The sequence below is a fragment of the Sphingomonas sp. AOB5 genome, assembly GCF_029433115.1.
GTDB lineage: Bacteria > Pseudomonadota > Alphaproteobacteria > Sphingomonadales > Sphingomonadaceae > Sphingomonas.
The window spans coordinates 1-21714 of record NZ_JARNTV010000058.1 but is presented as its reverse complement, the minus strand read 5'-3'; the positions used below and the strand labels follow the sequence as shown (position 1 = coordinate 21714).

The following is a 21714-nucleotide window of genomic DNA, read 5'->3' as shown; positions in this document are numbered from 1 at the left end:
GCGAGGGCGGCACCGTCTCGGTGATCCTGATCGGCCTGTCGCGGTTCGAGACGGTCAACACCGCCGATGGCCGCGCGGCGGGCGATGCATTGCTGCGCGCGGTGTCGCGGCGGCTGGCCGATGCGGCGCGGGAGGCATTGGGCCGGCGCGCGGTAGTGGCACGAATGGGCGGATCGGAATTCCTGGTCGCCAGCGACGATGCCGATGCGGAGACCATCGCCGCGGCCTCCGCGAAGTTCGAGCATGCGCTGGAGCGGCCCTTCGTGGTCGGCGGCGACTTCCTCCCGCTGGGCGCGAAAATCGCATCGGCGACCAGCGTGGAGGGCGACACCGCCGTCGCGCTGCTGCGGCGGACCAGCGAGGCGCTGTTCGATGGTCACGCGCCGCGCGAAACCTCCGGGCCTTCGCTCGAAGTGCTGGCGGGCGATCTGCGGCATGCGCTGGAGCGTGAGGAACTGAGCGTGCTGTTCCAGCCGCAGGTCTCGATCGCGACCAAGATGATCACCGGCGTCGAGGCGCTGGCGCGCTGGCATCATCCGCAACTGGGCGAGGTGGGTGCCGAGGCGCTGTTCGCGGCGGCGGCACATGCCGGTCTCGAAGCTGCGGTCAGTGATCATGTCCAGCGGCGTGCGCTCAACGAAGCAGCGCGCTGGCCTGCGAACCTCGCCAAGCTGCGCCTGTCGATCAACGTCACCGCGGGCGATGTCGGCCGTTCGGGCTTTGCCGACAGCCTGCTCGGCCGGATTGACGCGAGCGGTTTTCCCCGCAACCGCCTGACCATCGAGATCGTCGAGAGCGGGATCATGGAGGATCTGGGCGACGCCGCGCGCCTGCTGAGCGAGTTGCGCAGCGCGGGGTGCCGGGTCGCGGTCGACGATTTCGGGACGGGCTATTCAAGCCTCGCCTATCTCAAGGCACTGCCGCTCGATTATCTCAAGATCGACCAGCATCTCAGCCAGGACATCACCGGCAGTGCACGCGATCGGGTGGTGGTGCGCGGCGTGATCGACATGGCGCGCTCGCTGGGGCTGACGGTTGTTGCCGAAGGGGTGGAGACGGCAGAACAGCTCGATCTGCTCGCCAAGGAAGGGTGCCAATATTATCAGGGCTTCCTGTGCTCCGTGCCGATCGAGAGCGCGGCGCTGGCGGAGCTGGTCGGCGGCTGAAGGGGAGACGGGACATGCGGATGCTGCGCTGGTTGCTGATTTCATTCGCGCTGATGGTGGCGCTTCCGGCGACCGCGCAGGATGCGCGCTCGGCGATCGAGGCCGGGATGACCGACAGCGCGGCGGGATGGGATGGCGGCGACGTCGATCGCTTCCTGAAAATCTATTCGGACGATCCAGCGACCAGCTTCACCGGCGCAAAGGGTATCGCCCGCGGCAAACCCGCAGTGCGGGCGCGATATCTTGCCAGCTATCCCGAACAGTTCGGCCCGAACCGCAACAGCGGCGCGACGCGCCTGTCCTTCACCTTCGAGGATTTCCGCATGCTGGGCGACGGCCACGCACTGCTGACGGCACGCTGGAAGCTGGTCGATGCCGGCGGCAAGGAACTGACCGGCATGACAACGCTGGTGTTCCGCCACGAGGCGGGCGGGTGGAAGATCATCGCGGATCATTCCAGCTGATGGCGGACAAGCAGGATGTGACCGGCGTCTGGTATGGCCGCTATGCCGGGTTTTTCTACGGATCGGACAACAGCTTCATCGCCGTGCTCGAAGAGACTGGCGGCAGCTTTGGCGGGACGATCACCGAACCGGACGACAGTGGCATTGCCGACATTCGCCGCGCTTATGTGCTGGGCGGCCGAACCGGATCGGCCGTGCGCTTCTCAAAACAATATGATGGCGGCAGCGGCTGGGACCATGAGATCCTCTATGCCGGCACGATCGACGCCGAGGGCACGGTGATTTCCGGTCGCTGGAACCATGAAGGTTTCGGCGCCGGTTTCACCATGCAACGCGAGAAGTTCAGCGCTGCCGAGCTGGAAGCCGAGGAAGAAGCCGAACTGGAAGTACCGGTCCGCTAGGGCGTCAGCCCGCGGCGCCCATCTTGCTGCCCTCGACCCGATCGAACACGCGGCTGGCCGCACGCGCGAGGTTGGTGAGCAGGGCAACGGCTTCGGGATCGATATCGCCGGTCTTCGCCCAATAGGCGCCCATCGACATGCGCGGTTCGGCAACGCCGATCGGGAACATCGCCATGCTCTTCGCGAAGGTCGCGCGATAGGCTTCGTGCGGCACGCGATCGTCGGCGAAGATATCGGGGATCACGATCGGGCGGTTCTCGATCATCGCGAGGCCGGAAATGCACGCCTCGATCGGAAAATCCTGACCGGTCCAGAGCGGGCTGGCGGCGTCTTCGGCGACATAGGCGACGCGATTGCCGATGCGGCGCACCACGGTGATGCCGTCGGCATTGCCGATGGCGCGCGCCGATCCGCGCAGGGTCATGATCAGCGCCTCGATCGAGTCGACCTGGGCGAGCTGGCCCAGCGTGTCCATCAGACGGCGGCGGCGTTCTAGACTGGCGACTTCCATGGTCCGGTCTCCTGATCCCGATCAGCCATATTGTTCGATGGTTTACAAGTCCTTCCACTACCCATCCGGGGGATCACAGTGAAAATCCGCCGCCCGGTTGACGAACCCATGTCCCGCTGCTGGAACCCGATGGACGGGGAGAAACGCGCATGAACAAGTGGATCCGGCAATTCCATCGCTGGGTATCGATCGCCTTCGTGGCGGGGGTGATCGCCTATATGGTCGCGATGGGGCAGGGGCAGCCGCCGGCCTGGATGGGCCTGTTCGCCGCGGTCCCGCTGATCCTGCTGGTGGCGACCGGCCTTTACCTGTTCGCGTTGCCCTATGTCGCGAAGCGGCGGCGCGCATGAGCGAGGTCAAGCTGCTGTCGGGCGGCAATCCGCAGATCCCGAAGGGCGACGGCGATGCGCCGGTTCAGGCCTATATCGCCGCGATGCCCGGCTGGAAGCATGACGTGGGCGTGAAGCTGGACAAGCTGATCGAAGCCGCGGTGCCCGGCGTGCAGAAAATGGTCCGCTGGAACACGCCGATGTATGGCGTCGAGGGGCAGGGCTGGTTCCTCGGCTATCACTGCTTCAATCGCTATGTGAAGGTCAGCTTCTTCCGCGGTACCGCGCTCGATCCGATGCCGCCGGTGGAATCGAAGGACGCCAATACGCGCTATTTCCACGTTCCCGAGGACGGCATTTTCGACGAAGTGCAGTTCAGCGATTGGGTGAAGCAAGCCGCGGCGATCCCCGGCTGGACCTTTGCGGAGAAGGGCAAATGACCGAGAAGACTCCCTCCGAGCTGATCGACGAACGCATCGCGGCGCTGGGCGACTGGCGCGGCGAGACGCTGGCGAAGCTGCGCGCGCTGCTGCTCGAGGCGGTGCCGGATGCGGTCGAGGAATGGAAATGGCGCGGCGTGCCGGTCTGGTATTCCTCCGGCATGATCGCCACCGGCGAGACCTACAAGGCGGTGGTCAAGATGACCTTCGCCAAGGGCGCTTCGCTGGAAGACCCCAAGGGGCTGTTCAACTCGAGCCTCGACGGCAATGTCCGCCGCGCGATCGATATCCGCGAAGGCGAAGCGATCGACGAAGCCGCACTGAAGGACCTGTTCCGCGCTGCGGTGGCGCTGAACGTGGCGGGGAAGAAGAAGTAACCAATCCTCCCCCGCCAGGGGGAGGTGGCGCCGAAGGCGACGGAGGGGGAGGAATCCCAAACGCTTGTTCTGGAAACCTCCCCCTCCGTCAGCTGCGCTGACACCTCCCCCTGGCGGGGGAGGATTATTTGCTACCCCGCCGCCTTCGCCAGCCCGCGCGACAATTGCAGCGCGCCGTGCAGCCGCGCCTTCGGATCCGCCCACACGCGATTGATCACCAGCTTCATGTCCGGCCGCAGCCGCGCCGTCTCGCCCAGTTTCTGCACATAGGCCAGCAACCCCTCGATATTGGGGAATTTGTCCTCGTGGAAGCTGACCAGCGCGCCCTTCGGCCCCACGTCCAGCTTGGCGATATTCCCCCGCTTGGCGTTCAGCTTGGCTTCGATCAGGCGCAGCAGATTGTCGGTCGGCTCGGGCAGCTTGCCGAACCGGTCGATCAGCTCTGCGGCGAAGCTTTCGATCCCGGCCTTGTCCTCGACATCGTTGAGGCGGCGGTACAGGCCCATGCGCAGGTCGAGATCGGGGACATAATCCTCCGGGATCATGATCGGCGCATCGACATTGATCTGCGGGCTCAGGTCGCGCGGCCGGATATCGTCGCGCAGCCCGCCCGCGCGGGCGTCCATGATCGCCTCTTCCAGCATCGACTGGTAAAGTTCGTAGCCCACTTCCTTGATATGCCCCGACTGCTCGTCGCCGAGCAGATTGCCCGCCCCGCGAATGTCGAGATCGTGCGACGCAAGCTGGAAACCCGCCCCCAGCGATTCCAGGTCCGACAGCACCTTCAGCCGCTTTTCCGCCGCTTCGGTCACCTGCCGCTGCGGCGGCGTGGTCATATAGGCATAGGCGCGGGTCTTCGACCGGCCGACACGCCCGCGGATCTGGTAGAGCTGGGCGAGGCCGAACTTGTCGGCGCGGTTGACGATCAACGTGTTGGCGCTGGGGATATCCAAGCCACTCTCGATGATCGTGGTCGAGACGAGCAGGTCGTATTTGCGGTCGTAGAAGGCGGACATCCGCTCCTCGACCTCGGTCGGCGACATCTGGCCGTGCGCGACGACATAGGTGATCTCCGGCACGTCCTCGCGCAGGAACTTCTCGATATCGGGCAGGTCGGCGATGCGCGGGGTGACGAAATAGGCCTGCCCGCCGCGATAATGCTCGCGCAGCAGCGCCTCGCGCAGCACCACCGGGTCCCACGGCATGATATAGGTGCGCACCGCGAGGCGATCGACCGGCGGGGTCTGGATCACGCTGAGTTCGCGCAGCCCGCTCATCGCCATCTGTAGCGTGCGCGGGATCGGTGTCGCCGTCAGCGTCAGGACGTGCACGTCGGCCTTCAGCGCCTTCAGCCGCTCCTTGTGTGTCACGCCGAACCGCTGCTCCTCGTCGACGATGACGAGCCCCAGCCGCTTGAAGTCGATGCCCTTGGCCAGGATCGCATGCGTGCCGACGACGATATCGATCGTCCCTTCGGCCACGCCGTCCTTGGTGTTCTTCGCCTCGGTCGCGGGGACCAGCCGCGAAAGGCGGCCGATCTTCACCGGGAAGTCGCGGAACCGCTCGGTGAAGTTCTGGAAATGCTGGCGGGCGAGCAGGGTGGTGGGACACACCACCGCCACCTGTTGCCCGGCCATCGCCGCGACGAAGGCGGCGCGCAGCGCGACCTCGGTCTTGCCGAAGCCGACATCGCCGACGATCAGCCGGTCCATCGGCTTGCCCGCGCCCAGATCGTCGATCACGTCGCTGATCGCGCGGTCCTGATCGTCGGTTTCCTCGTACGGGAAGCGATCGACGAAGGCGGGATAGCCGCCCGGATCGGGCTCGAGCACTTCGCCCGGACGCACCGCGCGGCGCGCGGCGGTGGCGATCAGCTCGCCCGCGATCTCGCGGATTCGCTCCTTCATCCGCGACTTGCGCCGCTGCCACGCCTCGCCGCCCAGCCGGTCGAGCGCCGCGCCTTCCTCGCCCGCGCCGTAGCGGCTCAGGACCTCGAGATTCTCGACCGGAACATAGAGCTTGTCGCCCCCGGCATAGCTCAGCGCGACGCAATCGTGCGGCGCCTTCTGCACCGGGATCTGGGTCAGGCCCTCATAGCGGCCGATGCCGTGATCGACATGGACGACGAGATCGCCCGGCGAGAGCGTCGCCAGCTCGTTGAGGAACGCGTCGGTCGATTTCTTGCGCTTGGCGCGGCGGACCAGCCGGTCGCCCAGCATGTCCTGCTCGGTCAGCACCGCCACGTCGGGCGCGGTAAAGCCATGGTCGAGCGGCAGGACGATCAGCGCGACCGCCTTGTCTGCGATGCCCATCGCTTCGTGCCAGCTCTCGGCATGATGCGCGCCGCTGAGGCCGTGATCGTTGAGCAGCCCGGTCAGCCGCTCGCGCGCGCCGATCGAATAGCTGGCGAGGATCGGCTTGCGCTTCTCCTTACGCAGCTTCGCGATGTGGTCGACCACCGCTTCATAGACGTTGACGCTCGCCGCACGCTCGGGCGCGAAGTCGCGCGGGCCATCGACGTTGAAGTCGAGAACGGTCGCGGATTCCGGCTCGTGGAACGGCGTGGCGGCATGGACCGGACCATCGGCCAGCCGCGTCTCCCACTGATCGCCAGTCAAGTACAGCGACCCCGCGTCGAGCGGACGATAGCTGCCCGGCGCAGTCGATTCCGCCCGCACGCGATTGGCGTGATAGTCCGCAATCGCTTCGAACCGCTGCTCGGCCGCGCCCGCAGTGCCCGCATCGCGAACGATGATCGCATCGCCGGGCAGGTGATCGAACAGCGTTTCGAGCTTTTCTTCGAACAGCGGGAGCCAATGCTCCATGCCCGCCAGCCGCCGCCCGTCGCTGATCGCCTGATACAGCGGGTCGCCGGTCGCGGTGGCGCCGAACTTCTCGCGATAGCGGGTGCGGAACCGCCTGATGCTGTCCTCGTCGAGCAGAGCTTCGCTTGCGGGCAGCAGGGTGAAGCCGTCGACGCGCCCGGTGGTGCGCTGGTCGGCAGGATCGAAGGTGCGGACGCTCTCGATCTCGTCGCCGAAGAAATCGAGCCGCAGCGGCTGTTCGGCACCGCTGGGAAACAGATCGACCAGGCCGCCGCGCACCGCGAACTCGCCCGCGTCGTTGACGGTATCGAGCCGGACATAGCCGTTGGACGACAGCAGGTTGGTCAGCTTGTCGAGCGAGATGCGCTCGCCCGGCGCCAGCCGCGCGACCAGCTGGCGGATGCGGAACCGCGTCAGCGCACGCTGGGTCGCGGCGTTGACTGTGGTGACGAACAGCCGCGGCTTCTTCGCCGGGGTCTGGAGCGTGTGCAGCGCGGCCAGCCGCTCCGACATGACGCGCAGCGTGGGGCTGGCGCGGTCATAGGGCAGGCAGTCCCATGCCGGGTAAGAGACGATCTCTATCTCGGGCGCGAAGAAGGTCGCGGTGCCGGCCATCGCCCGCATCGCGGATTCGTCCGACGCGATGAACACCGCGGTACCGCCTGCGCGCGCCAGATCGGCCAGCATCCAGGGGAGGAAGCCGTTCGGTGCGCCCGCGAGGGTCAGGGGCTTGTTGGCGGAAAGGATCGTCTTGAGGTCGGGCATTCTGTCTTTCTTCAAGCCCCTCCCCTTCAGGGGAGGGGTTGGGGGTGGGGCAGTCATCACAGGCCGTGCCCTCTGCGAGGCCAGCCATCCTCCACCCCAACCCCTCCTCTGAAGAGGAGGGGCTTTTGAGTTATCGCGAAATCGGCACGTAATTCAGCGTCTTCAGCGCAGCCATGATCGTGCCCTCATATTCCGGCGGCACGTTCTGGGCGCCCATCGCCCAGGCCATGATATCGACGTCCTGTTCCTCCATCAGCGCTTCGAACAACTCGATCTCGGCGTCGTTCCAGCCGGCATGATGCGCGTCGAAGAATCCGCCGATCATCAAATCGGCTTCCTTGACGCCGCGGTGCCAGGCGCGGAAGCGGAGGCGTTTCAGGCGGGTTTCGCGGTCCATAATCCTCAACGCAAATTGGCCGACAGCGCTGGAATGCGCGGTCGGCTTGGGTGTAGTGGGTGGCGATAGCCATGCGCCCGGAACTTCTCAATCCATTGTTCGCCGAAGTGACGGCGCTGAAAGGCATCGGCAGCGCCTTGGCCAAGCCGCTCGACCGGCTCGGCATGGCGCGGGTGGTGGACGTGGCGTTCCATTTGCCCACCGGCTGGATCGATCGCGAGTTGCGCGAAGAGCTCGACGCGGCGGATGCGGGGCGGACCATCGTGATCCGCGTCACCCCCGTAAACTATCGCTTCGGCGGCACGCGGCGCTCCCCGGCGCGGGTTCAGGCGGTGGACGCGCTGGGCAACCATGTCAGCCTGGTCTTCTTCGGCGGCAATTCCGGCTGGGCGAAGAAGCTCCTGCCGCTCAACGAACCCCGCTGGGTCTCCGGACGCCTCGACCAGTACGGTCAGGAACTCCAGATCGTGCACCCCGAGGTGTCGGAGGAAGCCGAAGCGGGCGGGCGCGAGGCGGTCTATCCCTGCTCGGAAGGCATCACTTCGAAACGGATCGCAGCTTTGGTCGCGCAGGCCATCGAGCGGGCGCCGGAAATGCCCGAATGGATCGAGCCGAGCCTGAAGGCGAAGAACCAGTGGCCCGACTGGCGCGAGGCGCTGACGCGGATCCACGCCGATCCATCCGACGCCAAGGCGCGCGAGCGGCTGGCCTATGACGAAGTGTTCGCGAACCAGCTCGCTTTGCTGCTCGTGCGCGGCGAGGCGCGGTCGAAGCGCGGGCGGGCCCTGCAGGGCGACGGGCGGCTGAGGGGCAGGCTCCAGCTGCCCTACACGCCCACTGGCGCGCAATCGCGCACGATCGGCGAGATCGAAGGCGACATGGCCCAGACCCAGCCGATGCTGCGGCTGCTGCAGGGCGATGTCGGATCGGGCAAGACGCTGGTCGCGACGATGGCGCTGCTGATCGCGGCCGAAGCCGGCGCACAGGGTGCGTTGCTCGCCCCCACCGAAATCCTCGCCCGCCAGCATTTCGAGAATCTCAACCGTATGCTCGCGGGCCTCGGGGTCCGCATCGCGATCCTTACTGGTCGCGACAAGGGCAAGGCCCGCGAAGCCACGCTCATGGGCCTCGCTGCGGGCGAGATCGACATCCTTATCGGCACTCATGCCATCTTCCAGCAGGGCGTGACCTATCGCGATCTCGGCCTTGTGGTGGTGGACGAGCAGCATCGCTTCGGCGTGGCCGAGCGGATGATGCTGCAGGCCAAGGCGCAGGTGCCGCCGCACCTGCTGGTGATGACCGCCACCCCGATCCCGCGCACGCTCCAGCTGGCCAGCCATGGCGAGATGGACGTCAGCCGCCTCGACGAGATGCCGCCCGGCCGCGAGCCGATCCAGACCACGGTGATCTCCGAGGACAAGCTCGACGCGGTGGTCGACGGGCTGGCGCGGCATCTCTCGGCGGGGAAGCAAGCCTATTGGGTGTGCCCGCTGGTCGAGGAAAGCGAGAAGACCGATCTCGCGGCGGCCGAGGATCGCGCGGCGAAACTGACGATGCGCTTCGGTGAGAAGGTCGGCCTCGTCCATGGCCGGATGAAAGGTCCGGAGAAGGACGCGGTGATGGCCCGCTTCGCCAGCGGCGAACTGGGCGTGCTGGTGGCGACGACGGTGATCGAGGTGGGCGTGGACGTGCCCAACGCCACGCTGATCGTGATCGAGGCCGCGGACCGGTTCGGCCTCGCCCAGCTCCACCAGCTGCGCGGCCGCGTCGGGCGGGGCGGGGGCCAGTCGCACTGCATCCTGCTGCGCGGCGGCAACCTCAGCGAAACCTCACGCGCGCGCCTCGGCCTGATGCGCGACACCACCGACGGCTTCCTGATCGCTGAACGCGACCTCGAACTGCGCGGGGCAGGGGAGTTGCTCGGCACCCGCCAGTCGGGCGAACAGACCTTCCGGCTGGCGACGCCCGAAAGCCTCGCCTCGCTGATCGTCGCCGCCAATGCCGATGCGCGCTTGCTGGAAGATCAGGATCGCGCGCTGAAGAGCGAGCGGGGACAGGCGGCGCGCGTGGCGCTCTATCTGTTCGAACGCGACGCTGCGGTCGGGCTGCTCAGGGCCGGTTAGACTTCAACACCACCGCGATCAGCTCGTAATAGCCGGCCAGATCGATGGCATGATCGAACTGGCAGCCGACGCGGCCGCCCAGCGACCAGCGGACCTCGGCAACGGTCACGCCCACCACAGGCAGGTTGACGCGGAGGCGGTCGCCCGGCTGGAAATCACTGTCACATCGCGCCATCAGGCCATGCGGCGAGAGATTGACGATCAGTAGCGTGTGCGGGCGGGCATCGGGGCCGAACGCCTTGGCGCGGTAATGGACGTCATCCCGTCCTTCCCGCCGGATCTCGGCATATGCCAGATTTCCCGTTCCAAAACTCACACGCACCCCACTTCAAAACTCGTGGTACCGGTAGCAACACTAGAGTTGCCGCGTGAATCGCTATGCAACGAAAGTGATTAACGCCCGGCTATTGTGCGCTCAGGAATTTTACTGGGCGAAACTGAGTATCCCGTGGTTTTTCTTGCCTGCCGAAATGCGCAGGGAAGATGACGTAGCCGTAATGATCTGCGCTTCGTCTTCCACCTTCTCGCCATCGATGCGCGCGCCGCCGCCCTTGATCAGGCGGCGAGCCTCACCCTTCGAAGCGGCAAGGCCCAGTGCGACCAATGCATCGACCACGGCGATATCGCCCGATGCGGTATGGCTGGGCAGGGCGTCGCCCGCCGATCCTTCCTCGAAGGTGCGGCGCGCGGTTTCCGCCGCTTCCTCCGCAGCGGCCAGCCCGCGGCACATGGCGGTGGCTTCGTTGGCCAGCACCTTCTTCGCTTCGTTGATCTCCGCACCTTCCAGCGCTTCGAGCCGGGCGATCTCGTCGAGCGGCAGATCGGTGAACAGCCGCAGGAAGCGGCCGACGTCGCGATCGTCGGTGTTCCGCCAGAACTGCCAGTAATCGTAATGCGAGAGCTGCTCGGGATTGAGCCACACCGCGCCCGACATGGTCTTGCCCATCTTGCCGCCATCGGCCGTGGTGATCAGCGGCGTGGTGACGCCGAACACTTCGGTCCCGTCGCAACGGCGCGAAAGCTCGATACCGTTGACGATATTGCCCCACTGATCCGATCCGCCCAGCTGAAGCCGGCAGGCATGGCGGCGCGACAGCTCGAGGAAGTCGTACGCCTGAAGGATCATGTAGTTGAATTCGAGGAAGCTGAGCGATTGCTCGCGGTCCAGCCGCAGCTTGACCGAATCGAAGCTGAGCATCCGGTTGACCGAGAAATGCTGGCCGTAATCGCGCAGGAAGGGGAGGTACTCCAGCGCGTCGAGCCAGTCGGCATTGTCGACCATCACCGCATCGGTGGGGCCGTCACCAAAGGTCAGGAACGGCTCGAACACCGTCTTGATCGACGCGATGTTCGCTTCGATCGTCTCGACCGTCATCAGCTTGCGCGCTTCGTCCTTGAAGCTGGGATCGCCCACCTTGCCGGTGCCGCCGCCCATCAGCACGATCGGCTTGTGCCCGCTCTGCTGGATGCGGCGGAGGAGCATGATCTGGACGAGGCTGCCGACATGCAGCGACGGCGCAGTCGGATCGAAGCCGATATAGGCCGGCACGATCTGCTTGGTCGCCAGCGCGTCGAGCGCGGCGGCATCGGTGACCTGGTGGATATATCCACGGTCGGAAAGGAGGCGAAGCAGATCGGACTTGAATTCGGTCATAGCGGGTGCGCCGTTAGCATAGGGAATGACACACACAAACAGCCGTTCGCCCCGAGCTTGTCGAAGGGCCGTTCTTTCTTCTAGCGGTGGGGGAGGAGACAGCCGATGATCCTCGATATCCTGCAACTGGTGTCGCATCCCGACACGCCGCCTGCCGCGGTCGCGGGCGTCACCTGTTCGTTGTCATGGCAGGATGCCGGGAACTGGGTGGCCAGCTTCATCGTCGCGACCCCGCCGGAGCGGCTCAAACTGCCCCCCGCTGCCACGCCCGCCCGCACCGATGGCCTGTGGCAACGCACCTGCTTCGAAATCTTCCTGCGTGATCCCGGGACCGGCGCCTATCTCGAGTTTAACTTCTCGCCCTCGGGCGAATGGGCGGCGTATCGGTTCACCGGCTATCGCGAGGGCGTGCAGCCGCTGGACCTGCGCGATCCGTGGATTACCTCGACCGACCCCGATCAGTTCGATGCCGGCATGCGCGCGCGCCTCACCGCGCTGGGAATCGATCCGTCGGTGGTTGAGGTCATGCTGAACACCCCGATGCCCCCCGAAGTGCCGAAACTGCCCGAGACGCCGAAGCAATATGCGATCAACGCTCATCTGGAGGACGCCGGACTCGCCGCGCCGCGGGATTGGGAGATGGGGATCAGCGCCGTCATCGAGGAAGCCGATGGCACCAAATCCTATTGGGCGCTGAAACACCCCGCCGGTAAGCCCGATTTCCATCATCCCGATTGCTTTGCGCTCGAACTCCCGGCACCTGAGGCCCCATGAAATTCGGCATCGACCGGCTGCTCGCCGACCCTGAACTCCGCAAGCCCCTCGAAGGCAAGCGCGTCGCGCTGCTCGCCCATCCGGCATCGGTCACCACGGACCTGACCCACAGCCTCGACGCGCTCGTCGCGGCGGGGCTGAACATGTCGGCGGTGTTCGGCCCGCAGCATGGCGTGCGCGGCGATCTTCAGGACAATATGATGGAGTCGCCGGACTATACCGACCCGACCTACGGGATGCCGGTGTTCAGCCTTTATGGCGAGGTGCGCCGCCCGACCGGCCAGTCGATGCACACGTTCGACACGATCCTGATCGATCTTCAGGACGTGGGCTGCCGCATCTACACCTTCGTCACGACGCTCCTCTACGTCCTCGAAGCCGCGGCCGAGCATCGCAAGTCGGTCTGGGTGCTCGATCGTCCGAATCCCGCCGGCCGCCCGGTCGAGGGGCTGACCCTGCTGCCCGGCTGGGAAAGCTTTGTCGGTGCCGGGCCGATGCCGATGCGCCATGGCATGACCTTGGGCGAGATGGGCCATTGGTTCATCGACCATTTCAAGCTCGACGTCGATTATCGCGTGATCGCGATGGAAGGCTGGCAGCCCGATGCCGCGCCCGGCTTCGGCTGGCCGCCCGAGCGCCCCTGGATCAATCCAAGCCCGAACGCCGCCAACGTCAACATGGCGCGCGCCTATGCCGGCACGGTGATGCTGGAGGGCACGACGCTGTCCGAAGGCCGCGGCACCACCCGCCCGCTCGAACTTTTCGGCGCGCCCGATATCGACGCCAAGGCGGTGATCTCCGAAATGCGCCGCATCGCGCCGGAATGGCTGACGGGCTGCACCCTGCGCGACATCTGGTTCCAGCCGACCTTCCACAAGCATGTCGGCCAGCTCTGTTCAGGCATATTCATCCATGCCGAGGGCCATGCCTACGACCATGCCGCCTTCCGCCCGTGGCGCCTGCAGGCGGCAGGCTTCAAGGCGATCCGCAACCTCTATCCCGGCTACGATCTGTGGCGCGACTTCCCGTACGAATATGTCTTCGACAAGCTGGCGATCGACGTGATCAACGGCGGCCCGGGCCTGCGCGAGTGGGTGGACGATGCGGGGTCGGTCGCGGGCGATCTGGATGCGGTGACGGCACCGGATGAGGCGGCTTGGGAAGCGGTGCGGGCGAAGCATCTGCTGTACTGAGGTTTGCAAAGCGGATATAAAGTAGTGGCAATTACAGTCACCAAATTAGTCGCAATGACCAAATACTAGATGCAAATAGCGTTGTAGCGAACGCTGCTCCCTGCGGGCGCCTTTGTAACAGCCGTTCCATTGAAACCGTGAGAACGAAAGGGGCGGAGCATGGCCGAGACTTCAATTGAACGGCGTTTGAAGCGCCGGCCCCCCGCGCGGCGCAGGGTAGAAGAGAGCGGCGACGAGCTGACGCTAGCCGCATTTGAGCTTCAGCAGACCCCCGATTTTGCTCGAGCACGACGGAATATGTTAGTTGCGACGAGTCTGTTGTTTCTCATCGCGATTTCCAATCCTCAGGTCGTCAAGTTTCCTGGTATCGACACGGTTGAGATCGAAGGTTCGCTCGCAATTTTCCTAGCCATTGGCGGCGCTTTGTATTTCTGGTGGGACTATCTACTCGAGTTCTCCACATCCAACTGCCGCAACCAGCCGCTATATCGGCGACTTTCGCGCGCATTTCGCCCAAGTTACCCTCGTTTCAGTCAGAGTGCTGAGAATCGCAAATTGGCGGCGGAAAGATGGAAGGGTATACTGAGAACAACAAGTATCGCAGTTACCTTCTCGGCATCGCCCCTCGTCGAAATCGGCGAACATGTCCGTAAAAATCTTGAGCATATGGATCCGCCACCGAATGACAGAGAAATCGCTGCAGCGCTTGACGTTGCGCTGCTGAATCGCAGTGCGTATAGGATCCAATCACATGCTAGAAAGTGGAAGGATAAGCTCTTCCCATCGGCGTTCTTCAGCTTGGCGCTATATTTTGCTGTACACCGCATCGGCGAAAAATATTCGATTACCGATATCAAAATGGCCGCTGCATTGATCTCTATGGAGAAGGTAACCGTCGCGATCATGGCGGTGATACTTGGTGTTATGGTGTTCACGCTAGTAGAGCGGTATGTTGAAAGGTCTTACGGCGACTGACATGCCTGAGCCGGCCCGGCGCTGGGTGCCCGGCCGGATGTTCAATGTACTACAAAAGAAGACTGGGGCGACGAAGAAAGGGGCGGGATTTGCTTACGCGCTGCAATCCGCATAACCACGCCGACATGCTCGCAGGACTGATTTTCGCCATCGAGGACGCAACCGACCGGCCGGGGACGCTGGCGGCCACCTTGCCGTTCGGGGGCATGACCCTGCTCGAATATCAGGTGCGGCTGCTGGCCGGGGCAGGGGCCGAGCGGATCTTCGTTGCGGTTGGGCGGATGACGCCTGCCTTGCTCGCCGCCGTCACCCGCGCGGGCAAGCGCGAAGCCAGCGTCGAGGTCGTGCGGTCGGCCGAGGAAGCGGCCGAGAAGGTCGATCCGGCCAGCTGCATCCTCGTCATGGCCGACGGGCTGGTGACGTCCGATCCGGTGATCGACCGGATGGCATCGGGCACCGGCGAAGCACTGCTGGTCACCAACGATCCCGAATCCCCGGCTGCGATCGAGCGGCTGGACATGAAGGATTGCTGGGCGGGGATCGCGCGAGTCTCGGGCAGCCAGCTCTCCGAGATCGCGACCATGCCCGCCGATTACGACTTCCAGTCGGCCTTGCTGCGCGTCGCGGTTCAGGCCGGGGCCGAGCATATCGCGCTGACTGCCGGGCAGGAGCGCAGCGGCCATCTGGTCGAGTTGAACGCGCAGGCGCTGGCCTCGCGCAGCAACGATGTCCTCGCGGCGCTGACCGAGCGTCGGACCAGCTGGGCGGATCGCTGGGTGTTCACCCGCATCGCGCGGATGGTGCTGCCCGAGCTGGTGACGCGCAACGTGCCGGGCTGGCTGCTGATCGGGCTGGCGGCGGTGCTGGGCGCGACCGGCATCGGGCTGACCCTTTATCGCTGGCCGGGCGCTGGCGGGGGCATGGTCGTGTCGCTGCTTGCCGTCGCGACGCTCGCGACCGCGGCGGCGATGGCGGCGCTGCGGGGCGAGGTCAAGCGTGCCGATGGCCTCGAACTGGCGATCACCGGCCTGTTTGCGGCAATGACCGCGGCGGCCGGATGGAGTGCCTGGACCGACTGGACCCATTGGGCGCCGGTGGCAGTGGCACTTACCGCGATCGGATGCCAGGCGCTGGTCGAACGGTCGCCCACCCGGCACCGGCGCTGGTGGGCCAGCCCCGCCGCGCATCTGCTGATTCTGACCCCGTTCGCGCTGGCCGGCTTCACTGAGGCAGGCCTTGCGATTCTTGCGGCATATTCTTTTTCGACGCTCGCTGCGGCGGTTGAGGGAAGCCGGGAAAAAGCTTAGTCTCGTTTTAAGTAAACTCCCGCTAGTTTGAGGTCGATGTCGGACAATCCCGTCGACGTGCGCGATGGCTCAGCCACCGGCGCCAGGAAGCTGCTCGCGCGTGCGGCGGCGGCGGAGACGTGCGCCTATCGCGCGCTGGTGGTCGCGACCGACGACTTCTTCCTGCCTGAGGAGCAGCGGCTGGACGAGCGGACCCGCTCGGCGATGGCCGTCCTGCTGCGCGGGCTGGTCGAGACGGTAGAGGCCGAGATTCGCGAGCATGCCACGCGTTTGCTGGCTTCCCGCGGCGAATCGGTGCTGGCGCAGGCGCTGGCCAACGACACCGCACCGGTGCTTTCGCGCCTCTCCCGCTCTGGCCTGTTGCGCGATCCCGAGCTGATGACCGAGCTGATGGCGCGGGTGCGTCAGGAGCTGGTCGGCAATGCGCTGCCGATGCAGGGGGCGATCGATCCCGAACGGCCCAGCCTGATCAACCGATTCGTCCAGCATCCCGATCGGGTGGTGGCCGCGGGTGCGATGGCGGTGCTGATTGCCGAGAGCCGCCGGCGGGGCAGTCCCGAATCGGGACAGCTCAGCCAGACCGAGCTGCCCGCCGAACTCCACCATCGCCTCGTCTGGTGGGTCGCAGCAGCCATCCGCGAGCGGGTGGGCGATGCCGCCGAAGGGGCGTTCGACGCGCTCGACCGGGCGCTGTCCGATGCCGCGACGCGCAGCCTGACCGCCTATGACGAAGGCGACCGGCTGGAAGCGACCGCGATGCGCTTCGCCGCCGCGATCGATGCCCAGCCGCAGGAACTGCCGCAATTGCTGGTCGAATCGCTGGGCGACCGGCGGATCGTGCTGTTCAATGCGCTGCTCGCTCATGCGCTTGGGGTGCCATATTCGCTCGCCCGCGACGTGGTGCTCGATCCGGCGGGCGACCGGCTGTGGCTGGCGCTACGCGCGCTGGAGCTGAGCCGCGATACGGTGGCCAAGGTCGGCTATGCGCTGTGCGAAGCCGATCCGCGCCGCGACCTGGAGAAGTTTGCAGATACGCTCGATGCCATCGCCGCCATCGGCGCCGGCGAAGCGCGGGCGGCGCTTTCGCCGCTGAAGCTGCACCCCGATTATCGTGCCGCGGTTCTCGCGCTGGGCAGGGCCGGGGGCGCGGAGTGAACGCGATCGACCCCGCGCTCCCCATCGCCATCGGGCAGATCGACAGCGACGGCAGGCTGATCTCGGCGGAGTCGCGGCTCGAGGAACTCAATGCACGTGCGGGGGGCGGCCCGGGCCTGCCGCTGGCGGTGCCACAGATCGCGACGCTGGCGCGGCTGGCACAGCGGCTGGGCATCGGCATCTCGCGCAACATCATCGCCGCCGACGGCGAGGACGATCTCGAACTCTGGGTCCGCGCCGAGCCGCAGGGCGGCGGCGTCCGGCTTGAAGTCAGCGGCTGGCGGCTGCGTCCGGTCTGGCGCGCGGCGGCAACCGAGCCGGAGCGTGATGGCGACTTCTTCCGTTCCGCGGCCGACTGGCTGTGGGAAACCGATGCGTCGCTGCGCATCACCTTCCTCTCCATCGAGGCGGGTGCGCGTTACGGGTTCGACAGTTCGGCGATGCTCGGCCAGCCGCTCACCCGGCTGTTCGCACTGGAAGAGGATGCAAGCGGCAACCTGCCGATCCTGAGCGCGGTTGCGGCTCAGGCGCGGTTCGACGGACAGAAAGCGGAGCTGCGCGGCACCGGCCGCACCGTCCGGCTCGACGCCACGCCGCGCACCGATCCGGGCGGGCGCTTCGCCGGGTTCGTCGGCGGGGCGCATATGCTCGACGAGACGCCGCCCGCGCCCAAGGTGGATGCGCCGCTACCCGCGACGCCGTTCGGCGGCTTCCCGGATTCGTTCAGCCAGCGGCTCGACCGTGCGTTGCGCGGCCCGCTGGGCAAGATCATCGCCAACGCGGATTCGATCAGCGCGCAGACCGAAGGGCCGCTGAAGCCCGATTATGCGGAGTATGCCTCGGACATCGCCAATGCGGGGCGGCATCTGCTCGGGCTGGTCGACGATCTGGTCGATCTACAGGCGATCGAGCGCGACGATTTCGTGACGATCCCCGAGGAGATCGACCTGGCCGATGTGGCGCGCCGCGCCGCGGGGCTGCTGGCGGTGCGGGCTGCCCAAGCGGAAGTGCGGATCGACAAGCCCGCGGCGGGCGAAACGCTGCCGGTCACCGGTGAGTTCAAGCGGGCGCTACAGATCCTGGTCAATTTGATCGGCAATGCGGTGCGGTACTCGCCGCCGGGCGCGATGGTGTGGATCCGGATCGAGGGCGGCGAGGGCAAGGCGCATGTGATCGTCGCCGATCAGGGCAAGGGCATCGCGATCGAGGATCAGGCGCGCATCTTCGAAAAATTCGGCCGCGTCGATCCCAGCGAACCGGGCGGCAGCGGCCTCGGCCTCTATATCGCGCGGCGGCTTGCCCGTGCGATGGGCGGTGACATCACCGTGGACAGCGCCCCGGGCATGGGCGCCCGCTTCGTGCTGACCATGCCGGCGCGCGAACTGCCGGTGCGGAGCCCGGTGTTCGGCGCCTAGACGCTTGAAATGTTGGATTTCGCTTGCTGGGATCGATGCGCTGTCTGATCGGCAGCCGCTCTTTCACAGTGTCGATGCCGGTCGTTCCGCACCATGCGCGGCGATCAGGCCGCCGCTGCGCGGGCAAAGCGGCCCGGCGGCATCCCGGCATAGCGGCTGAACGCCGTGCTGAAGGCGCTGGCCGAGCCATAGCCGACACGCTCGGCGATCTCGGCCATTCCCACGTCGCGGCGGCGCAACAGGTCCTTGGCCAGCGCCATGCGCCACGCCAGCAGATATTCCATCGGCGGCAGGCCGACCGCGCGGACAAAGCGATCGAAAAAGGCCGAGCGTGACAGCGCCGCTTTCTTCGCCAGTTGCGCGATGGTCCATGGGCTTTGCGGCGCCTCATGCATCTGGCGGATCGCTGCCGATAGCCGCGCATCGCCAAGGCCGCGGAGCAGGCCCGGTGGCGCATCGTCGCTCTGCGTGGCGCGCAGGGCCTCGATCAGCATCATCTCCATCAGGCGGGATAGCATCAGGTCGCGGCCCGGCTGGTTCTCGCGCGCTTCCTCGCCCGCCAGCCGCACCAGCATCGTCAGCCGGTCCGCGCCGCGCACATGGATCAGCGCCGGGAGCAAAGAGACCAGCAGCGCCGCGTCGGGTGAGTCGAACAGGAAATAGCCGCCCAGCATGCGCAGATCGGCGGGGCCATCGGGCCTTCCATGGCGCACCTCATCGCCCATGGGCGCGAGTTTCGGATCGACGAACACCGGCGTCGCGGGTTCGAAGCCCGACAGGGTAAAGCCCGGGGTGGCGGGCAGCAGGACGAAGTCGCCGGCCTCCAGCGTGACCGGTGCCTCTCCGTCCACCGCCAGGCGGCAGCGTCCCTCGGTCACCGTGCAGAAGCTCGGCTGGCCGAAATCGGAATAGCGCACCGCCCATGATCCGGCGCCACTGATCCCCTTGGTGAACACCGCACGCGGGCGGAGCAGCGAGATGATTTCGGACAGTGGATCGATCATGAAAAGACGATAGCGAATGGAATATGGATTTTCAATTATAGATAGTCCTGATCGTGCCCGATATCTGGAGGGTCGTTGAAACGACGAAGGATATCGACATGAAGACCGTACTGATCACCGGCTGCTCGTCCGGCTATGGCCTCGAGACTGCCCGCTATTTCCTGGCACAGGGCTGGAACGTCATCGCGACGATGCGGACGCCGCGCGAGGGGCTGTTCCCGCCCTCGGACCGGCTGCGCGTGCTGGCGCTCGACGTGACCCGGCCCGAGAGCATCGCGGCGGCGATCGAAGCCGCGGGGCCGATCGACGTGCTGGTCAACAATGCCGGGATCGGCGCGCTCGGCGCGTTCGAGGCGACGCCGATGAGCAAGGTGCGGGCGCTGTTCGAGACCAACACGTTCGGCGTGATGGCGATGACGCAGGCGGTGCTGCCGATGTTCCGCAGGCAGCGTTCGGGCGTGGTGGTGAATGTCACCTCCAGCGTGACGCTGGCACCGATGCCGCTGGTCGCGGCCTATACCGCCAGCAAGACCGCGATCCAGGGCTTTACCGGATCGCTGGCGCACGAGCTGCGCGATTTCGGCCTGGCGGTGAAGCTGGTCGAGCCGGGCTATGGTCCGTCGACCAATTTCACCCAGAATTCGGGCGAGGCGATCGATGCGATGATCCCCGAGGCCTATGCGCCGTTCGCCAATTCGATCTTCGCGGCCTTCGCCACCCAGGGTCCGGTGACGACCGCGGCGGACGTGGCCGAGATCGTATGGCTCGCCGCGAACGATCCGAGCGAGCGGCTGCGCTATCCGGCGGGACCGGATGCGGTGGCGCTGGCCGCGGCATGACACGGTGCGGCGCCATCCCCGGGGGGAGGGATGGCGCCGCGTCCGTTCAGCCCGCCAGCTTGCCGATGTCGCGGAGCAACTCCGTCCGCATCGCCATGCCGCCGGCCATGTCCTGCCGCATGTCCGCGCCCGCGCCGAACTTCGCGAAGGCGAGGCGGCGATTGCCCTTTTCCGCCCAGCCCACGAACCAGCCCAGCGGCTTGCTGTCATCGTTATTCAGCGAGCCGCTGCCGGTCTTGCCGTGCACGGTCCAGCCGCTGCTGCCCTGGAATACCGGCAGGATGCTGCGGGTCAGCGCCTGTGCCTGTGCCGAGACGGGCAGGCGGTTGGCCAGCATGCGGCGGACCAGCGCGACCTGTTCGTCGGGCGAGATCCGCAGCGACGACATCAGCCAGCTATGGGTGAGGCCGTCATGCTTGCCCGGATTGCCGCTGACGTCACGATTCCCGTAGCCGAGCTTGTCGATATAGGCCTTGAACTTCTGCGCGCCGAGGCGCCGGGTGATCTCGCGCGAATACCAGATGACCGAGTTCAGCTCGAAGCTGGTTGGATCGGTGCGCTGCTTCTCGGCCGCGCGGCTGGCCTGATGGACGCGCGGATCATAGTCCCAGGCGGGGTTGTGCGCGTCCTTCAGGATGCCGGCATCGAAACCCATCAAGGCCAAGGGAATCTTGAAGGTCGAGCAGGGCGTGAAGCGGGTGGCCGTAGCACCGCTGCGATGGAGGGCGCGGCCGGTGGCGTGGTCGATCAGGACGAAGGCACGCGTGCCTGCAGGCGCGGCTTTCGCTTCGGAAAGGCCCGGAAATCCGAGCATACCATAGCCCGTCCCGAGCGCGAGCATGCGCGTGAAGTTGCGGCGGTCGATCGTCATGGCGGCGCTCCTGATTGGGTGTGAGCGCGAAAATGATCCGATGCACCGGGACGCGCAAAGGATGATAGCTGGCATCTGACCCTAGGAAATCTTATGGATCGGTGATGGTCCGCCCGCATCTGCCGCTCAACGCCCTGCGCGCCTTCGAAGCCTCGGCACGGCATTTGTCGTTCACGCGCGCGGCGATCGAACTGTGCGTGACCCAGGCGGCGATCAGCCATCAGGTGAAGGGGCTGGAGGCCCGGCTGGGCGTACAACTGTTCCGCCGCCTGCCGCGCGGGCTGGCGCTGACCGATGAGGGCATGGCGCTGGTCCCCGCGCTGGCCGACAGTTTCGATCGGATCGCGGAGCTGGTCGAGGGGATCGCGGCGGGCACTGCGGCGCAATTGCTGTCGGTCGCGGCGGTAGGGACCTTTGCGACGGGCTGGCTCCTGCCGCGGCTGCCCGCATTCCGCGCGGCCAATCCACGGATCGACCTGCGGCTGTTCACCAACAACAACCGCGTCGATCTGGCAGGGGAGGGGCTGGATTATGCGATCCGCTTCGGCGACGGCGCGTGGCACGGCACCGAGAGCGTGGCGTTGATGGAAGCGCCGCCGACGGTGCTCTGCACCCCTGCGCTGGCCCGCGAGCTCCGCCAGCCGCGCGACCTGCTGGGGATGACGCTGCTGCGCTCCTACCGCGCCGACGAATGGCCACGCTGGTTCGCCGATGCCGGCGTCGCGGCGC

Annotated in this window: 22 protein-coding genes; 15 read left to right on the top strand and 7 right to left on the bottom strand. The window is 66.2% G+C overall.

The features are described 5' to 3' along the window. The 3 genes from P1X14_RS17885 to P1X14_RS17875 form a co-directional block, all read left to right on the top strand. The coding region (locus P1X14_RS17885; protein WP_277316778.1) for a bifunctional diguanylate cyclase/phosphodiesterase at positions 1-1166 on the top strand (1166 nt) is incomplete at its 5' end. Positions 1167-1180: 14 nt separating this feature from the next. Then, positions 1181-1630 (top strand): DUF4440 domain-containing protein, encoded by a 450-nt coding sequence (locus P1X14_RS17880; protein WP_277316777.1) that lies wholly within the window; start codon positions 1181-1183, stop codon positions 1628-1630. After that, positions 1600-2031, top strand: coding sequence for a hypothetical protein (locus P1X14_RS17875; RefSeq protein WP_277316776.1), 432 nt, complete (start codon positions 1600-1602; stop codon positions 2029-2031). The genes P1X14_RS17880 and P1X14_RS17875 overlap by 31 nt, the downstream gene beginning before the upstream one ends. A gap of 4 nt (positions 2032-2035) precedes the next feature. On the opposite strand, the gene P1X14_RS17870 is transcribed toward P1X14_RS17875, so the two are convergent. After that, entirely contained in the window at positions 2036-2542 is a 507-nt protein-coding gene (locus P1X14_RS17870; protein WP_277316775.1) for a GAF domain-containing protein, read from the bottom strand. A 149-nt stretch (positions 2543-2691) separates the two neighbouring features. Between P1X14_RS17870 and P1X14_RS17865 the strand changes: the two genes are divergently transcribed. From P1X14_RS17865 to P1X14_RS17855, 3 genes are read left to right on the top strand one after another with little or no spacing between them, the layout of a single operon-like run. Further along, entirely contained in the window at positions 2692-2892 is a 201-nt protein-coding gene (locus P1X14_RS17865; protein ID WP_277316774.1) for a hypothetical protein, read from the top strand. After that, entirely contained in the window at positions 2889-3311 is a 423-nt protein-coding gene (locus P1X14_RS17860; protein WP_277316773.1) for a DUF1801 domain-containing protein, read from the top strand. The genes P1X14_RS17865 and P1X14_RS17860 overlap by 4 nt, the downstream gene beginning before the upstream one ends. Then, positions 3308-3688: a DUF1801 domain-containing protein gene (locus P1X14_RS17855; RefSeq protein WP_277316772.1), complete on the top strand. Its 381-nt coding sequence runs from the start codon at positions 3308-3310 to the stop codon at positions 3686-3688. The genes P1X14_RS17860 and P1X14_RS17855 overlap by 4 nt, the downstream gene beginning before the upstream one ends. Before the next feature lie 131 nt (positions 3689-3819). Here P1X14_RS17855 and mfd read toward each other — a convergent pair whose 3' ends face one another. After that, a complete protein-coding gene (gene mfd, locus P1X14_RS17850) occupies positions 3820-7278 on the bottom strand; it encodes a transcription-repair coupling factor (protein WP_277316779.1) in 3459 nt (1152 codons plus the stop codon). A 130-nt stretch (positions 7279-7408) separates the two neighbouring features. Further along, the gene (locus P1X14_RS17845) at positions 7409-7675 is read right to left on the bottom strand and encodes a succinate dehydrogenase assembly factor 2 (RefSeq protein ID WP_277316771.1); all 267 of its coding nucleotides are present in this window, start codon (positions 7673-7675) and stop codon (positions 7409-7411) included. Positions 7676-7746: 71 nt separating this feature from the next. Between P1X14_RS17845 and recG the strand changes: the two genes are divergently transcribed. Beyond that, complete coding sequence (gene recG / locus P1X14_RS17840; protein ID WP_277316770.1) at positions 7747-9798, top strand: ATP-dependent DNA helicase RecG; 2052 nt, start codon at positions 7747-7749, stop codon at positions 9796-9798. Here the strand turns inward: recG and P1X14_RS17835 are convergent. Both P1X14_RS17835 and tyrS read right to left on the bottom strand, forming a co-directional pair. Continuing rightward, positions 9785-10114, bottom strand: coding sequence for a PilZ domain-containing protein (locus P1X14_RS17835; protein ID WP_277316769.1), 330 nt, complete (start codon positions 10112-10114; stop codon positions 9785-9787). The genes recG and P1X14_RS17835 overlap by 14 nt on opposite strands. Positions 10115-10222: 108 nt before the next feature. Further along, positions 10223-11452: a tyrosine--tRNA ligase gene (gene tyrS / locus P1X14_RS17830; RefSeq protein WP_277316768.1), complete on the bottom strand. Its 1230-nt coding sequence runs from the start codon at positions 11450-11452 to the stop codon at positions 10223-10225. Positions 11453-11557: 105 nt separating this feature from the next. On the opposite strand from tyrS, the gene P1X14_RS17825 reads away from it, so the two are divergent. The 6 genes from P1X14_RS17825 (at position 11558) to P1X14_RS17800 (ending at position 18271) form a co-directional block, all read left to right on the top strand. Beyond that, a complete protein-coding gene (locus P1X14_RS17825) occupies positions 11558-12226 on the top strand; it encodes a DOMON-like domain-containing protein (protein ID WP_277316767.1) in 669 nt (222 codons plus the stop codon). Further along, positions 12223-13419: a DUF1343 domain-containing protein gene (locus tag P1X14_RS17820; RefSeq protein ID WP_277316766.1), complete on the top strand. Its 1197-nt coding sequence runs from the start codon at positions 12223-12225 to the stop codon at positions 13417-13419. Before P1X14_RS17825 ends, P1X14_RS17820 begins: the two co-directional genes overlap by 4 nt. Before the next feature lie 159 nt (positions 13420-13578). After that, a complete protein-coding gene (locus P1X14_RS17815; protein WP_277316765.1) occupies positions 13579-14394 on the top strand; it encodes a hypothetical protein in 816 nt (271 codons plus the stop codon). A gap of 125 nt (positions 14395-14519) precedes the next feature. Beyond that, positions 14520-15701: a hypothetical protein gene (locus tag P1X14_RS17810; protein WP_277316764.1), complete on the top strand. Its 1182-nt coding sequence runs from the start codon at positions 14520-14522 to the stop codon at positions 15699-15701. A gap of 36 nt (positions 15702-15737) precedes the next feature. Next, complete coding sequence (locus tag P1X14_RS17805; protein ID WP_277316763.1) at positions 15738-16856, top strand: DUF2336 domain-containing protein; 1119 nt, start codon at positions 15738-15740, stop codon at positions 16854-16856. Beyond that, entirely contained in the window at positions 16853-18271 is a 1419-nt protein-coding gene (locus tag P1X14_RS17800) for an ATP-binding protein (protein ID WP_277316762.1), read from the top strand. Before P1X14_RS17805 ends, P1X14_RS17800 begins: the two co-directional genes overlap by 4 nt. Positions 18272-18375: 104 nt before the next feature. Here P1X14_RS17800 and P1X14_RS17795 read toward each other — a convergent pair whose 3' ends face one another. Beyond that, a complete protein-coding gene (locus P1X14_RS17795; RefSeq protein WP_277316761.1) occupies positions 18376-19275 on the bottom strand; it encodes an AraC family transcriptional regulator in 900 nt (299 codons plus the stop codon). A gap of 98 nt (positions 19276-19373) precedes the next feature. Between P1X14_RS17795 and P1X14_RS17790 the strand changes: the two genes are divergently transcribed. After that, the gene (locus P1X14_RS17790; RefSeq protein ID WP_277316760.1) at positions 19374-20114 is read left to right on the top strand and encodes an SDR family NAD(P)-dependent oxidoreductase; all 741 of its coding nucleotides are present in this window, start codon (positions 19374-19376) and stop codon (positions 20112-20114) included. A gap of 46 nt (positions 20115-20160) precedes the next feature. Here P1X14_RS17790 and blaOXA read toward each other — a convergent pair whose 3' ends face one another. Further along, positions 20161-20985, bottom strand: coding sequence for a class D beta-lactamase (gene blaOXA, locus P1X14_RS17785; protein WP_277316759.1), 825 nt, complete (start codon positions 20983-20985; stop codon positions 20161-20163). A gap of 104 nt (positions 20986-21089) precedes the next feature. On the opposite strand from blaOXA, the gene P1X14_RS17780 reads away from it, so the two are divergent. After that, a partial coding sequence (locus P1X14_RS17780) for a LysR family transcriptional regulator (RefSeq protein WP_277316758.1) occupies positions 21090-21714 on the top strand: 625 nt, incomplete at its 3' end.